This window comes from Inquilinus limosus (genome assembly GCF_051487185.1).
In the GTDB taxonomy this organism is placed as follows: Bacteria; Pseudomonadota; Alphaproteobacteria; order DSM-16000; family Inquilinaceae; genus Inquilinus; species Inquilinus limosus_F.
In genome coordinates, this window is the sequence record NZ_JAHVDK010000017.1 from 47,055 (window position 1) to 62,958 (window position 15,904).

The window sequence follows — 15,904 nt, forward strand, 5'->3', positions numbered from 1 at the left end:
ATGTCTCGGCCCCCGCATCTGGGTCGCCAGGGTGTCAAGGATCTGTTCAGGACACCCGGCGGTTATGCCGATCCACTTTCTCCCGCGACGACCCGGCTCTCGCGCCGGCTGCTCGCAGCAATGATCATATCCCTCGCGGCTTGGCGTCGAGCCGATCAACGAGCTGATCTTCAGCGTATCCGCCGGCATCGCTGGATTGTAGACCACCGTGCTGAGGTCCGTCCGCCCGTCGACCGAAAAGGCCGAATAGTCGAACGCGACCGTGGGCGACCTGCCGCAGCGGGTGCGGGACGGCCTCTGCCGCGAGGACCTGTTCTTCCGCCGCAGCGATCAGGCTGGAGCTCCCGTCAACCTCTGGCCCGGCAATCTGCGGGAGCGGCGCAATGCGCTGCGCTTTGCCGTCGCCTTGGACGGCGACGGCGGCATGGTGTTGCCGCATCACCTGCCGCCGCCGCTCGGGACCTGCCGCGACGAGGCCGCCAGTGGCGATGGCTGCGCGGTCTCCCCCGAAACACGAGTGATCCGGCTCGCCCTGGAGCGCACGGGCGGGAACGTCACTGCCGCCGCCGCGGCCCTCGGCATCTCTCGTGCGATGCTGCACCGGAAGGTCAGACGGTGCGGGCTGCGCCAGCAGGGCGCCAATAGCTACACCGTTATATCCAAAGGCGGATAGCGGAAGCCCCGCCGACGTTCGTGGGCGGGGCTGTGCGTCGGAATATCAATGCGTAGCCAGCTATAACAAAGATGGTTGCGGCATACGCAACCGACAATCGTCAGGACTTGAAAGGATCGCGAAGCGAGGCCAACCGAGCCGCCACGCAGACCCGGTATCGTTCCCCGCACCCCATGAACGACCGCCAGAGACCGGCCTTCGTCCCACGGTGCACTTTGGTGCCGAGCCAGAATCGGACGGGACCGTTACGCGCCTCCAGTGGATCCCCCGAACGGCGGGAAGCGGCCAGCGGCTTCGCCGGCATCGCCCGGCCTCCTCCCCCGTCGATCATCATCCGATCCGTCCTCATCCTTCTGGATACGCCACATCGCCTCAGCCCCACCCTAGGTTGAATACGCCGCATGGAGCAAACTGGGGTATGAGCCTCCGCCAATTAGCCCTGTCGGATAGTGATAGCATTTCCTAGATGCTTCAGTTTTTTGAGATCATCTATTGAGGCGGATGAGAGCCATGAGTGAACGACAGAATTCTCTTGTCGTAAAGCTCAGCCGTTTCCTGACCTTGTCTCCGGAGGAGGCTTCGGCCATCCGAGCATTGCAGAGCAATCGCCAAATTCATACCGCAAGAAGAGAGCTGGTACAGGAAGGGCAGAGGAAGAGGCCAGTATTGATCGTTTGTGATGGTTGGTGCTGTTCCTTCAAGAAGCTGCCCGACGGAAGCCGGCAGATCATCGATTTTCTGATCCCCGGCGATCTCTTCGGTGTGGGCAGCGGTCCTCTTCACAGCAGCGATCGGGGTTTCGCCACGGTCACGGCAGCGGAGATCGCGGAAGTTCCGCTGCCTGTCCTCTCCTCGGCCTTTCGGCAATGGCCCCGGATCAGGTCAGCAATGCGCTGGGCCATGTCTCGGCAGGCAGCAATTCTGGCCGAGCACCTGGTCAATGTTGGCAGGAGATCTGCGCTGGTCCGCACCGCCCACCTCCTCCTCGAATTGGAGGCCAGGCTCAATTTGATCGACCATGAAACGAATGGCGTATTCACCTGCCCATTGACTCAACAAGACCTTGCAGATGCTTTAGGGTTGACTACAATTCATATAAATCGGACGCTCAGAGACTTGCGGCAGCGCCGGCTTCTCGCATTTCAGAACTCCCAGGTCGAATTTATCGACCGTGCGGCACTTATCGAGCTGACGCAATTTAACCTCGCCTATCTCGATTAAAGCTCGCCCCGAAGTGGCGCCCAGCCAGCAATGTACGCGACCGCGTGTCGAATACCGGCCAGATTAACAAAGATTAACAGCACCTTTGATCTGTAATCTTGCTAATACACATTCTCATTTTGCCGATATAAATCGATCTCCGAATTCAACTTATATTGACTGGATCGTGACTATCTTTAGCCATGCTCTGAATAGATAGTGGACTTTTGTGCAAAAATGCAGGATAACTTAAGTCGAATACGGGATCACTCAACGATAGGAAAGAAATCGCAGTAGAACAGACGATGTTGGGGCAGCCTCCGGGACAGTGCCCGCTATGGATTTGCCGTGAATCGTCGGGGGAAAACTTGGTTCCCCTGCTCAAATGAGCTCCGACACCAGACGCAGCACTGAACAACCCGCATGGAGCCGGCACCCGACCATAGCGTGCCCCGGTCTGCCATTCGGGTTGTCGTTCCGTAGGAGTGCCCTCGAGATGTTACCGGAGTGGCAATGTCTCGGAACCGGCAAAGGAAGGGGGAACACATGTCGCAGGAAAAGCAGCACGTCGCGATACGGGAATTGGTCGACACTCCGGAGTCCGCTTGCATTTCGGCGACACCGGTGGCGCCAGGTTCGAACGACGTGAGATTGCGCGGCAGGAACGGCCGAACTGCCAACATCGCGCTGATCGATGAATTTCCATTACGCCGCGCCAGCACGCAGATCTTGCTGCGCGCCTACATCCGCAAGGGTACGCGGCCATTCAGTGGCGTCGCCGAGCTACTGAAGGAAGTGCTCGTGAACACACCTGCACCTTGCTGCGTCGTCATGTGCGTCGGGATGCGCTCGGTCACCGAAGCACCGATAGCTGCGCAGCTGCGGGATCTCGGCCGCGCCTTGAGCTCCACCCCCGTCATCGTCCTGTCGGACCGCGAAGAGGCCGAAGAGGTGGTCGCATCCTTCCGCGAAGGCGCCCGCGGCTACATTCCGACCAGCCTGGAGCCCCGCCTCGTCATCAAGGCGATCCGAATGGTCCTGGCAGGCGGCTCGTTTGTTCCGGCCGACGCGTTGATGCGGTCGCGGCGCAATGGCCAGCCAGAGCCGGAACAGCCGGCCTGCCCTGAGCAGGCTGTGCTCGAACGTCGGACGGGAGCGTTCGGCGCGCCAACCTTGGGTGCTACCCCTTGAGCAGGAATGGCGCGGAGGACGGCCGCGCCGGGCCTCAGGCGACGATCACGGTCCTGCTGGTGGATGCGCGTTCCTGGACGCGGGAGGCGTTCGCCCAGGCTCTGGAAACGGCGCAGCAGGATCTTCGGGTGTTGCGCTTCGAGAATGCCTCCGATCTCGCGCCACCGGATCCGCCGGGCCGCTCGGCACTCGTCCTCATCAACGCCACCGGAAGCGGTCTCGCCGATCCCCGCGTGTCGGCCGATATCACGATCGCGTGCTCCCGTCTGCCCGGCTTGCCCGTGGTCGTGCTGTCCGACAGCACGGATGCCGATGACATCCTGGGTGCGATCGAGCGAGGCGTGAGCGGCTACATTCCGCTCTCCCTGGAGCTCCGACAGGTCGTCGACGCGCTGCGTTTCGTGGCGGCTGGGGGCACGTTCGTACCGGCCGAGCCCCTCCTCGCCAGCCTTGATCCAGGGGCCCATCCTCCTGCCTCGCCACCGCCGCTGATCGCAGAAGAGGCGGCCGGCGCGACGCCGGAAGACGAGTCAGCCAACCGCACTCCGCCAGAGAGCACCCTGGTGCCGCCGCCGGAACTCGCAATATCGAGCCAGCTGCTTCAAGACACGCCGCCCGAACTGGTCCCAGGCGGGCTCGATGCGGGCGAGATCGGTGTGCGCCGCATCGATCCACCGACGGCAAAGCTCCCCGATGAGGCGAAGGGCGAGAGCATTCCCGGCGCAATCGAAGGGGGCCTGAGCGGTCAGGCTCCCATCGCGCTGGAGGCGACGAGGAGCGGATTCGTGGACGCCGTGCCACTTTTCTCCGATGCTGCGGGCCCCAGTTCCACCTCGCCGCTTGCCACCGAGGCAGCGAGAACTGCGCCAGCAGACGATCCGGCCTTCGCCATCTCGGTGCTGGGCGCCCTCACGCCGCGTGAGCTCGCGGTTCTGGACTGGCTGCGCCAGGGGAAATCGAACAAGCAGATCGCACGCGAGCTCAACATGAGCGAGGCGACGGTCAAGGTCCACGTGCGCCATATCATGAGGAAAATGGGATTGGCCAATCGCACCCAGGTGGCGCTGCTCGCCGCAAGCTTGACCAGGAAATGATCGAAGCACCGATCGGAGACCGCCGCGATCATCCGCAACCAGGACCGTAGGCGGACCACTGCTGGTGTCCGCCCTCAATGACCGGCTTCACCCATGGCAGTAAATCCGATGGTGCAAGAGAATCCGACTTTCGGTGTACAACTCCTTGTATTTCGACAAATCGAAACCACGCCACCAGAATGTGATCATGCAGGCCTCACCAGATCTCGTGATATCGCACGAAAGCATTAATCATTAGGGGAGATCGGACATGGGGAAAGGCAAGACCGGCGGGACGCCGACTAATACCAACGGTATGACAGCGTCTGTCTACGGCGACGCCGTCGCCGGTGGCGAGGACACGTTCGCCAAGGTGGACGCCACTGTGAATATGCGCGATGGCCCTCAATCCACTGTCGTGAAAGGCACAGTGACGGCCACGGCGGCCGCCGAAGGCCAGGATGCGTTCGCCAGCGCTTATACCGACCTTTCCGTTTCTGGTGCGGACAAGATCGTCGTGAAGACCAAAAATAAATCTGGAAGCGGCGAGGACGGCAGTTATGACGAGTCAGTCACCAAATTCAAGGCGACTGATAAAGACGGAAAGGACGGCGAAACAGTCGTCATATACAAAGGCAAGGACAAGCATGACAACGATGCCGACGTCGATCTCGATGGCAATATTGCGACAGTGACTTTCGATGCTCAGGCCAGCGGGCAGGATTCTCTGGTCTCCGTCGATGCTTTTGCCCTCGCGGTCGAGGATGAACTCTCCCAGTCGACCGTCGTGATCACATCGGTGGTCGACTGACCACCTGCGGCATCGAGGACGTCGCCGGCCTGCGCTCTCTCGACCATGTCGGCCCAGCGCCTGGCGCCAGGCTGCGCTCAAGATCGATGGGTTGTCGGGCCTTGTCATTCAGCAGCCCCACCGCGGCCGTGCGCGTTGAAGGCGTTGCGCGGGCCAGGACCCGCCATGTCCGGCCTGCGCAATGCGAACCTTTGGCCAATTCACGCTGCCGCTGAGCCGAAAGTCCTCCCGAAGCCAAGCCGCCGCCGTTATGGCAAACCTCCCGCGGCTCGCCGTCTTTCGGTGTAAAGCTTCTTAGCGTTTCGACAGATTTCAACCAACACCCTACACTGGTGATGACGAAATCGTCGCCAACACTCGCGGCATGGCGCGGGAGTATTAGCCAAAGGGGGGCAGACATGGGAATTCTCAGTATCTTGGCTGGCTCAACCGGTAAGCCACCGGCCGATAGCAGCGGCATGTCAGCGACCCTCTATGGCGATGCCGTCGCCAGCGGCGAGGACACGCTGACAGAGGTGGACTCCACGTCCCGCATGCACGACCTCGGCCTCGCCAGCATAGGGGGAGGCGAAGTGACGGCCACGGCGGCCGCCGAGGGCGAAGATGCCTTCGCCAGCGCTTCTACCGACGCTTCCGTCTCGGGTGCCGACATCATTATCGCGAATACCAAGCATAGTTCGGGAACTGGTGAGGACGGCGTGTACGACCAATCAGCCACAAAATTCACGGCGATTGATGTCCCGCTGATTGACCTCCCAACGCTGGTCATAGCCAACACTACGGAGACGCATGACAGTGACGCCGACATCGATCTCGACGGCAATCACGCGACTGCGACCTTCGATGCTCAGGCCAGTGGACAGGATTCGCTTGTCACCGCCGATGCCTATGCCCTCACGGTCGAGGATGAGTTCTCTCAGTCGACCGTCATGACCACGTCGGCGGTCGGCTGACCAACTCCGACCTATCTCACGGACAAGTTCCGATCGAACGAAGGGCAGCGGCGACATGGCTGCAACTGCAGCCATGCGGCAACGCTTGGCGATGAGGGCGCCGAACTCGGCGGGCGTGGCGAGGTGCCGTTGACGAGCGGATCATGCCCGCCTGAATCGCATTCTTCACGTAGGACCAGACGCCCTCCTCCTCAAGTGGATGCACCGTCTGAGCAGCCTCAGGCCAGCCTGGACCGGGTAGCATCAAAGGTCTTCGCGTCCCGCTCACAAAAGGCCTGCGCTTCCCGAGACGAGGAATCGAGGTAGACAAGATGTATGTCAATCTCATAAACAACCTGCCCGACTTCGTTAAGTCCAGAGACCAATGGGATGCCGTCTATGACGCAGACCCGGAAGCTCAGTTTTTTCTGTCATGGACTTTCCTTTCCGGGTGGCTTGGTGATGCATCCGGGTGGTTTATACTGTGCGTGAAGCCGAATGCCGACCCATCCTCATCCCCGGTGGCCTTCTTCCCCCTCAAGTACAGGATGAGCAGGACGCAAGACGGCAACATCCGCAAAGAAATTTCTACGGCGTGCAATCGTCTAGCTGACTATACTGGATTCATCTGTGTACCTGAATTTCAAGAAAATGCAATATATGCATTTGCAAAGGCCTTGAAACATCTCGATTGGGACGATCTTCATCTGGAAAATATACTCGCTTCGAACGATCGAATTCGAATGCTTCTAAGGCTTCTCTCATCTGAGGATTTCGAAACGAAGCATATAAAGATCATGAATAAGAGAGACAACGTAGACAACTATGTATGTCCCTACGTGGATCTTCCAGCCCAGTGGGAGGATTACCTCAGCAGCTTACGGCCAAATACTAGGTCCAAAATTAGACGCTTCCTGAGAAAGCTCGATGGTTTCGGAGGCTTTCAGATCACGCATTCTGATCACGATACAATTGATCGCGATCTGGATATACTACTTCGATTTTGGAAATCAAAATGGGCAGATCGAAAAGGAGATCGAATTGATAGCATAGTGGAGATTCAACGCAGGATGCTGACGCATTGTTTTAAAAGCGGATCTTTGTTTCTGCCCGTTTTGTGGAAACAAGGAATCCCGCTTGGGGCGCTCGCTTCGATAATTGATACCAAAAATCGATCACTGCTCTTCTATGTGGGCAGCCGTGACGAGACGGTCAGTAGTCCTCCCCCGGGTTTCGTTCTGCATTCGCATAGCATCCGATACGCCATCGACAATGGCTTCAAAAGCTACGATTTCCTGCGGGGCAATGAGCCATATAAGTATCTATTCGGGGCACGGGAACGCCACATCCGATATATCGTCGTAAGTGCCAGGAATCGGCAAAGTCTCCCAAAGAGGGTCGACGGCGGGGGTCCGCTTGTCCGCTCCAGCACGGAAGGCGAGTTGACCAGGTGGTTGTTGCGGCCGTCTGCCCAGGAGCAGGCGGCCCATGTGTTGTTCCTGGCCCGCCATGCCCTCGATTCCAGCACGGAACGCAAGGCCAAATATGGCTATCACGTCACCTACCATGAAGTGCTGCTCAAAACGATACGGGGACTCGGCTTCAGGGTTACACCCGCGAGCGAGCATCAGGTGCTGTTTGGGCCCCTCGACTTCGATTTCCTCTACGCGATCCATTCTCATGCCGTATTCGACGGCCACGAGCTCCTGGCACCTGCGATCGCGGCCTTCCGCGGCGTCCCCTGCCTCGGATCATCGGCACCAACCCGTGCGATTTCGGAGGACAAGGTGCTGGCGAAGCAGGTCGCCGCCTCCTTGGGGCTGGTTGTGGCCAAGCACAGGATCATCAGCCAGGGCCTTCCGGACATGGGCGAATCCAGCCCGTCCGGGTCCTGGGTACTCAAGCCACGAGGAGGGATCGCGTCAGAGGCGCTCGCAAAGGTGGACACCGAATCAGACTGGCGCCGTGCGCTCGAAATCATCTCCGATCCGCGCAACGGGGGACGGGACTTCATCCTCGAAGAGTTCGTGCCCGGCATCAATATAACGGTTCCGGTCGTGGAAGGCTTTCCCCCATGTTCCCTTGCAGCCTTCGAGGAGCGCGGCCGCCCCGGCGACAACATCGTCACCCATGAAGGCAAGCGGGGCCTCGACCACTCCTACAGCTCCGCTCCCTACAACGGGCCCGGGGCTCGGCAGGCTCTGGAGGCCGCTGCGAGGATGGCGGCCGAAATCTCGCCATTCGACTACGCGCGTTTCGACTTCCGGTACGACCCGGACAGCGATCGGCTGGTGTTCATCGAGGTGAACATCGCCTGCAACATGTCGCCGGCCTCGGTGATCTATCGCGCAGCCGCATTGCATGGAATTCAATACGAAGAGCTGGTGGGACACGTACTAACGTATAGCCTCAAGCGGCAAAGAAAGCAGATGGCGAGAGAAATGGAAGAAGCTTTGGCCTAGTTCTGTCCCAGCAAAATGAAGGCCGTTCCAATACACTGACCTTGTACCCAGGCCAAAGATCCACGGCGTATTTTAACCTTGACGGATGCGTATCATGGCGGTGTTTGAAACAAGCGCTCACTATTTTCGCTTCTTCGCCAACGAGGCTCGGCGCGGCGGCTCACCCCTTTACGAAAATCTGGCATCGGGTATTGCGGACAGCCCCGCACTTCAACTCATGGCAGCACGGCGCAAGAAGGGTCAACCGCCAGCCAATCTCATCTTCGGGGCGGTACACTACCTCCTGCTCGGGGGCGTCGATCATCCGCTGAAGGATTACTACCCGAGTGTGGGCGGCAAAAGGCCCGTGGATGACGGCGCATTCGCGTCGTTCGAGGCGTTTTGCCGTGCTTATGAAGCCGACCTCGTCGACATCATTTCGAATCGAGTCACAAACACCAACGAAGTTGGCCGGAGCGCCTTGTTGGCGCCCGCATTCGACATCGTCGCACACGCGGCAAACGCCCCCCTCGCTCTCGTTGAGATCGGATCCAGCGCCGGCCTGAATCTGAACTTCGATCGATACGCCTATCGATACACAGACGAGCAAGGCGAGTCGAAGATCGAGCGCCGAACCGATACGGGCCTTGTCCTTTCATGCCTGCTGAAAGGAGCCGGCGTGCCCTTCTTGGGAAGGCGCCCGCCGCCCGTGGCATCGCGCGTCGGTCTCGAGCTTTACCCGATCGATATCGGCGACGAGAACGAGCGGCGCTGGCTCAAAGCCCTTGTGTGGCCCGAGCGCACTGACCGGTTCGCGAAGCTCGAGGGCGCTTTGAGGATCGCAGCCGTTCACCCGCCCCGGATCAGGGGCGGCGATGCCGTGGCGAATCTGGCCAGCGCGCTGGCGGAGATTCCGTCAGATCAGGCGCGATGCGTGTATCACACGGTGATGAGCTACCAGCTCAATGGCGAGCAGGTCAGGAGCATCGAGGAGATATTGCTCTCGGCGAGCAAGACGGCTCCGGTCTGGCGCGTTTCGGTCGAAGGTGAAGTCGCCTTCCCCAATCCGACCGCGACGTTCAATCCCCTCAAGCTCAGCCGATATCTCGACGGGAAACGTGCGACTCTGACGCTTGCCACTTGTGATCCGCACGGGCTCTCGATGGAGTGGAAGCAACGGTCGATGCGGAATCCGGCTGATCGACCCGCTGAGCTGGAGGAGTAGCTGGAATCGCCATCAACAATGGCAGTCTTGCTGGTCAGGCCTGGTCATCCGCCATGGCCATGACCGGTCAATTGATTGGAACGCGCAGCCGTTTCACCGATGACGATGACCACCGCATGCGCTGGGAAATTTGACTTTCGGATTAATACTTCTGTGTCCGGGAAAGGCGCTGCAGCGTCACCTAGAATGACTCTAACAAAGTTGCTCGATTAAGACGCAGGGAGGATTTCGATGGCATGGCTTAACTCACTCCTTACTCTGCCGGAATTGGTTCTCGATAATCTTCTGTCCGCGGTGCCCGACGCCGACGGTTCGCAAGTTTCGGCAAAGATTACCGCCAGCGGCGAGTCCGCACGTATTTCAGCCCATCTGGGCATCAGCGCCAATGAACAGGGTGTGGAATCCACCGTCTCGGCAACAGCCGAGGCGGAGAGCGGCGGTACGAAGGTCGGGGCAACCGGTAGCGCTGCCGCGAGCGGCGAGACGGCATCCAGTTCGGTCGATGTCGCCGTCGGTTTCGACAAGCTGGGCGGGAAGACCGTCGCGGTGGGCTCTGCAACCGCAGAGGCCGAGGCCGAGGCAAAGGAAGGCGGCGCTGCCGTCGCCAATGCCCAAACAGACGCCGACGCGACCGGTCCTGATCTGGTGATCTCAAAGGATCAGGAGGCGACGGAGACCGGCGGTGACCACCCGGTCGCCGAATCGTCCACCTATCTCGAAGCGGTTCGGGTGGACGCGATGGAACTCGAGACGCCGGAGCTCCACCTCGAGGTCGATACAATGGACATTTTGCCGGCCAATATCGATTGGTCGTCTTGAAATCGACGACCTCTCTCCCCAAGCCGGGATGTGTCCGATCTGGCTGTCTGAGGCGCAGGCGATCACGCGCGGGCGCACGGTTTACATGAACACCAGCCCGGGAGTTCGGCTATGAGCTTTACGCGCAACACCTTTGTCTCTTCAGAGTCGGGTATTTCCACGGCCGACGAGACGTCGTCATCCTCGGCCACTTACAGCACGACGGTCCAGTCTTCCAGTCCCGACGGGTCGGACGGCCTGCAGGCCGGTTACGGGGGCGAGGCTGTCGCGGTCGGTGACGACACTCTCGCAGCGGGCAGTGTCTCAGCCTCGATGGTCGATGAAGGCAACATCACGACTGTGAGCGGCACGGCGACCACGGTCGCCGTGAGCGAGGATTCGGACGGAGCCGCCTTCGCCTCGGCCGACACCTTCGCCCAGGCCAGCGGCGCCGACTTCGTTCTGGTTACCAACAGGGAGACGGACAGCACCCAGGCGAGCGGGACGGGCACCGTCGCAACTGCGACCTCCACCACCACTCTGACGGCGTACGACCTGCAGCTGTCCAGCGGCGGGGGAGATACGTCTTCCGGCTCCGGATCTCCCGACGACGCCCCCGCCGAAGCGAACGACCAGCCCGGCTCGAGTAGCGGTTCAGCCGCCGACGGTGGCGGTTTGGACCTCGACGGGAATATCGCCACCGTCGAGTTCGACGCGGAGGCGATCGGCGATGACACCTTTGTTACGGTCGATGCCTTCGCACTCACCGTCGAAGGCGAACTTTCGGTCGCTGCCGTCGACGTGGTGCTCGCAGTTGACTGAGCGCCCTCTATCCGGAAATTGGCGACAGAGGATCGGCTTGGTTTCCATATCGGCCGAAGGCGGCTGATCACGAACACGACGCAGATACCGGCGGGTCGCCGGCCATGCTTCGCTTTAAGCAACCATACCAGCGTTCAAGAAATTAATAAACAAACGGCAAATACTAAATCTACGTTTTTCGGATTAGATATTACGGCTATCTTGTGGCGCGGTCAAATCAATGGATATCATAATTGCAGCCGAGAATGACCCACGATGAGCGTTGGACAGTCGTCGGCTATCACAGTGGTAATGGGAGAGCTCCATGTCCGATCCCTCCGATATCGAGGTCAAGAAGGACATCGACATTGAAGTCGATTTCAAGTTGGACGCCGAATTCGATATCGACGTCAAGAAGGACGTGCATATCGATGTCAAAGTCGAATCCGACGTCGACATCAAGGGTAACTTCTCGCAGGTCACCTTCGACGTGCAGGCACACGGCAAGGATACTTTCACCGAGGCCGATGTGTTCGTGCTGACCGTCGAAGACGAGTTGTCGTCGGCTTCGGGCGTGATCACGTCCGTGGTCGGTTGACGGGTTGTTTCGCGCCCCAGGGTGAGCCCTCGCGGTGGCAGGCACGATCACCGAAGGGCTGACACTCTGAGGAACGGCACGACGGGCCCCGGAGTTTGCGCTCCGGGGCCTCTGCCCGCGGGGGCGCCCTCACCGGGCTCCTGGCCCGCCGGATCATCAAGCCGCCGCCACCGCCAGGAATGCCGCCTGGCTCCGCGGGGCGGTGCGCCAGTGATCCGCTCAACGCCGCCCGGCAGCTTGCGGCAACACCAAAAGATTACACCGAAAGATGATGAACCCTAAGTGCGCTGGTGCGTGATAGGGCGTAGTTTACATTGGATGTAGATTGGTCGCGGACGCGGAATTCCGGTGCAGTAGATCGATATCAAGACAGACAACCGATATTAATCGGAGAGGGGAGACTGTTATGCCCACAGTGACGTTGACGCCGAATAATGACACATGGTCTACCTCATCTGTCGGCGCCTTTACTGTTTTCGGGCTTGCAGGCAATGACAGGATCAGCATTCTGACCCCCAACTCGAGACCCGGTGACGCGGGCGACACCCTCGACGGCGGAGACGGCGACGACTATCTCCGTGGCGGGTATCTGAACGATGTCCTTCTGGGCGGGGCGGGTGTCGACACCCTGATCGCGAGCGACGGCAACGACAACGCGGATGGTGGCGAGGGTGCCGATCACGTCGATGGCGGCCTTGGCGACGATACGCTCAATGGCGGCGGCGGCGACGACAGGGTCCTGGGCGGTTTCGGCAACGACACGCTCAACGGTGGCGATGGTGCCGACACGATCGTCACGTCGCTGGGGAATGACACCGCCGACGGCGGCGCCGGAGATGATGAGATCTTCGCATCGAACGGCAACGACGTGCTCAATGGCGGTGACGACAACGACGAGATCAGCAGCGGTGGCGGCCATGACACTCTCCGGGGTGGCGCCGGCCAGGACCAGCTGATCGCCGGCACCGGAGACGATTTTCTCGACGGCGGCAGCGGGAACGACCAGCTTGACGGCGCCGACGGGGTCGATACGGCCAGCTATGCCTCGGCTGCTGCCGGGGTGACCGTGGACCTGTCTCTGACCACCGCCCAGGACACCGGCGCTGCGGGCGTAGACACGCTGGTCGGCTTCGAAATCCTCGAGGGCTCCAATTTCGGCGACACGCTCAGGGGGGATGCGGCCAACAATCTGATCAGGGGCCTCGCCGGCGTCGACCAGCTGTTCGGCAATGCCGGCGACGACGCCCTGAGCGGCGGCGATGGCAACGACACGCTCGATGGCGGCGACGGCGCCGACCAGCTCGATGGCGGCGGCGGGGTCGATCTCGCCAGCTACGCCACGTCGTCAGCGGCGGTCACGATCAACCTGTCCGACGGGCTGACGGCGGAATCCGGTGGATCTGCCCAGGGCGATATCCTCAAGTTTCTGGTCAACGGCAATGCGGTCAGGACGATCGAGGGCGTCATCGGTTCGGCTTTCGACGACATCCTGATCGGCGACGACGTGGCGATCCAGCTCGAAGGACGCGACGGCAACGACGCGATCACAGGTGGCGCCGGCAACGATGCCCTCGTCGGCGGCGCAGGGGCGGACCAGCTGGACGGCCGGGCCGGCGTCGACACGGCGTCCTACAGCGACTCCACCGCGGCGGTTGCGATCAATCTGGCCGACGGGCTGGCGGAGTCCGGCGGATTTGCGCAAGGTGACGTCCTCGGCGCCGTCGAGAACATCCTCGGGTCAGGCTTCAACGACACGCTGATCGGCGATGGCGCGGCCAACCAGCTCTTCGGCAATTCCGGGAACGACGTGATCGCGGGAGGTGCCGGGCGCGACTTGCTCTTCGCCACAACTGGCACGGGGCAAACCACCGGCATCGATACGTTCGACTACAATGCGCTGAGCGAGCTGGAGACCGCATCCGCCGCCACCATCGGAGCCTGGGATACGATCTTCGGCTTTACCGGCGGCACCGGCACCGGACGGGATCTCATCGATCTCGACGACCTGCTCGCCTCGCTCGGTCTCAGCTTCGCCAGCAGCGCCGCCGCGTTCAGCAGTGGCCATCTGGGGCTCGTCGGCGTCAGCATCAACGGTGTCGCCAGCAGCGCTCTCTTCCTCGACACCAACGGCGGCGTCGGCTTCAACGACGACGGCCAGTACTGGCTGGCCGGCCTTTCCGGTGTGACCAACCTCTCATCCGGCCAGATCCTCATCTGAAGGTGGACCGGTTCCGCGTGCCCGGCGGTCGGCACGCGCAGCTGGCAACGGCTCGCGGTGGCCGCCGGTAGGGAGACTGCATCGTGATACCGAAACGGGCGCCCCGTCCATCCGCCGGCCCCAACGCCCTTGCCGACGCCCTTCGGGCATGCCGCTTCTCCTTCGTCGTCATCGGCCTGTTCAGCCTGGTGATGAACGGGCTGCTGCTGGCCCAGCCGCTCTACATGCTGCAGGTCTATGACCGGGTCCTGACCACGAGCCGGGTCGAGACGCTGATCATGCTGACGGCCATGGCCGCGGCGGCGCTGCTGATCCTGGGCCTGCTCGACATGCTGCGCTCGGCGATCATGGTGCGCCTGGGGCGATGGCTGAATGCGCGCCTCGCGCCGGTGTTCCTGGCCTCGAGCGTCCGCGCGCGCCTGCAGGGCGACGAGGCCGGCGCGCAGCCCCTTCGCGACCTGGCCGCGGTGCAGACCTTCGTCGGCGGGTCGGGCCTGACCTTCCTGTTCGATGCGCCGCTGGTGCCTCTGTTCGTCGCGCTGGTCTGGGTGCTGCATCCGGATCTGGGCATCCTGGCGCTCGGGGCGGCCCTCCTCCTGTTCTCGCTCAGCCTGCTCAACGATCTGTTGACCCGGAAGCCGCTTCTCGAGGCCAATGTGGCCCAGATTCGAGCCAATCTTCAGGCCGAGACGACGATCCGCAACGCCGAGGTGGTCCGCGCCATGGGCATGCTGCCAGCCATGGTGGATCGCTGGCGGGATGTTCATGAGCGCACGCTCGACGCAGGGCAGAGGGCGTCCGAACGGTCAGGAATGATCCTCGGCCTCACCAAGGCCCTGCGCTTCCTGGTGCAGGTGGCCATTCTCGCCCTGGGCGCGCTTCTCGTCATCAGGGGTGAGTTGTCGCCCGGCAGCATGATCGCCTGCTCGATCCTGATCGGCCGGGCGCTTGCACCGATCGAGCAGGCGGTGACCGCCTGGAAGGTGTTCATTGCTGCCCGGATCGCATACAGCCGCCTGAAAAGCCGGCTGCTCATGCTGCCGCCTGAGGTGGGACGGATACGCCTGCCCGCCCCGAGCGGCCGGCTGACGCTGGAGAACGTGACCTATACCCCGCCAGGCGGTCGCCGCTCCGTCCTGCGCCAGATCTCCTTCACCGTCGAGCCCGGCGAGGTTCTGGCGGTGGTGGGACCGTCCGCTGCCGGCAAGAGCACGCTCTGCAGGCTGCTGGTGGGCCTCGTCCAACCCACGTCGGGCCAGATCCGCCTCGACGGCGCCGACCTCTCGCACTGGGACCCCGACCAGCTCGGGCAGTATCTCGGCTACCTGCCGCAGGATGTCGAGCTGTTCGCCGGCACGGTGGCCGACAACATCGCCCGCATGCGGAGCGGCAACGATCAGGATGTTATCGCGGCGGCGCAGCTCGGCCATGCCCATGAGATGATCCTTCACCTTGCCGACGGCTACGAGACCCAGATCGGCGACGCCGGGGCAAAGCTTTCCGGCGGTCAGCGCCAGCGCATCGGCCTCGCCCGAGCGGTCTATGGCAATCCGCGCCTGATCGTCCTCGACGAACCCAACGCCAATCTCGATCAGACCGGCGAGGCGGCGCTGGCCGGTGCCGTGAACGAACTCAAGGCACGCGGCGCTGCCATGGTGATCATCGGCCATCGCCCGTCGACCCTGGCGCATGCGGACAAGATCCTCGTGCTCAAGGACGGAAGGGCCGAGATATACGGACCGCGCGATGCCGTGCTGCAGCGCCTGCGGAAGGCGTCGACCGTCACCACCACGCCGACCACCGCGCCGCAGGCTGCACCGAGCGCCGTCTCCGAAGCGGCGATGCCGTCGGACCCGGAAGCGGTCCCCACTCACCAGCAGGCGGCCATCGAGAACCTGCGCGGCCGAGCCTCCGCCACCACGCCTGTTGCGCAGGAGTGACCC

At 61.8% G+C, this 15,904-nt stretch carries 13 protein-coding genes; all 13 read left to right on the forward strand.

From position 1 onward, the window contains the following. The first annotated feature begins 262 nt into the window (after positions 1-262). Positions 263-673 (forward strand): helix-turn-helix domain-containing protein, encoded by a 411-nt coding sequence (locus KXR53_RS19730; RefSeq protein ID WP_437376973.1) that lies wholly within the window; start codon positions 263-265, stop codon positions 671-673. A gap of 510 nt (positions 674-1,183) precedes the next feature. Beyond that, positions 1,184-1,894, forward strand: coding sequence for a Crp/Fnr family transcriptional regulator (locus KXR53_RS19735; RefSeq protein WP_437376974.1), 711 nt, complete (start codon positions 1,184-1,186; stop codon positions 1,892-1,894). A 525-nt stretch (positions 1,895-2,419) separates the two neighbouring features. After that, entirely contained in the window at positions 2,420-3,064 is a 645-nt protein-coding gene (locus KXR53_RS19740; protein WP_437376975.1) for a hypothetical protein, read from the forward strand. Further along, on the forward strand, positions 3,061-4,158 hold the full coding sequence (locus tag KXR53_RS19745; protein WP_437376976.1) for a LuxR C-terminal-related transcriptional regulator: 1,098 nt from the start codon (positions 3,061-3,063) through the stop codon (positions 4,156-4,158). Before KXR53_RS19740 ends, KXR53_RS19745 begins: the two co-directional genes overlap by 4 nt. A gap of 250 nt (positions 4,159-4,408) precedes the next feature. Beyond that, complete coding sequence (locus tag KXR53_RS19750) at positions 4,409-4,948, forward strand: hypothetical protein (RefSeq protein ID WP_437376977.1); 540 nt, start codon at positions 4,409-4,411, stop codon at positions 4,946-4,948. A 458-nt stretch (positions 4,949-5,406) separates the two neighbouring features. Beyond that, entirely contained in the window at positions 5,407-5,901 is a 495-nt protein-coding gene (locus tag KXR53_RS19755; protein WP_437376978.1) for a hypothetical protein, read from the forward strand. 311 nt (positions 5,902-6,212) lie between these two features. Next, positions 6,213-8,342, forward strand: coding sequence for a GNAT family N-acetyltransferase (locus tag KXR53_RS19760; RefSeq protein WP_437376979.1), 2,130 nt, complete (start codon positions 6,213-6,215; stop codon positions 8,340-8,342). A gap of 94 nt (positions 8,343-8,436) precedes the next feature. Then, entirely contained in the window at positions 8,437-9,546 is a 1,110-nt protein-coding gene (locus KXR53_RS19765) for a DUF2332 domain-containing protein (RefSeq protein WP_437376980.1), read from the forward strand. 231 nt (positions 9,547-9,777) lie between these two features. Continuing rightward, positions 9,778-10,365: a hypothetical protein gene (locus KXR53_RS19770; protein ID WP_437376981.1), complete on the forward strand. Its 588-nt coding sequence runs from the start codon at positions 9,778-9,780 to the stop codon at positions 10,363-10,365. A 111-nt stretch (positions 10,366-10,476) separates the two neighbouring features. Next, complete coding sequence (locus tag KXR53_RS19775) at positions 10,477-11,166, forward strand: hypothetical protein (RefSeq protein ID WP_437376982.1); 690 nt, start codon at positions 10,477-10,479, stop codon at positions 11,164-11,166. Positions 11,167-11,470: 304 nt separating this feature from the next. Next, positions 11,471-11,743, forward strand: coding sequence for a hypothetical protein (locus KXR53_RS19780; protein ID WP_437376983.1), 273 nt, complete (start codon positions 11,471-11,473; stop codon positions 11,741-11,743). A gap of 406 nt (positions 11,744-12,149) precedes the next feature. Continuing rightward, entirely contained in the window at positions 12,150-13,961 is a 1,812-nt protein-coding gene (locus KXR53_RS19785) for a calcium-binding protein (protein ID WP_437376984.1), read from the forward strand. 83 nt (positions 13,962-14,044) lie between these two features. After that, positions 14,045-15,901: a type I secretion system permease/ATPase gene (locus KXR53_RS19790; RefSeq protein WP_437376985.1), complete on the forward strand. Its 1,857-nt coding sequence runs from the start codon at positions 14,045-14,047 to the stop codon at positions 15,899-15,901. The last annotated feature ends 3 nt before the right edge of the window (positions 15,902-15,904 follow it).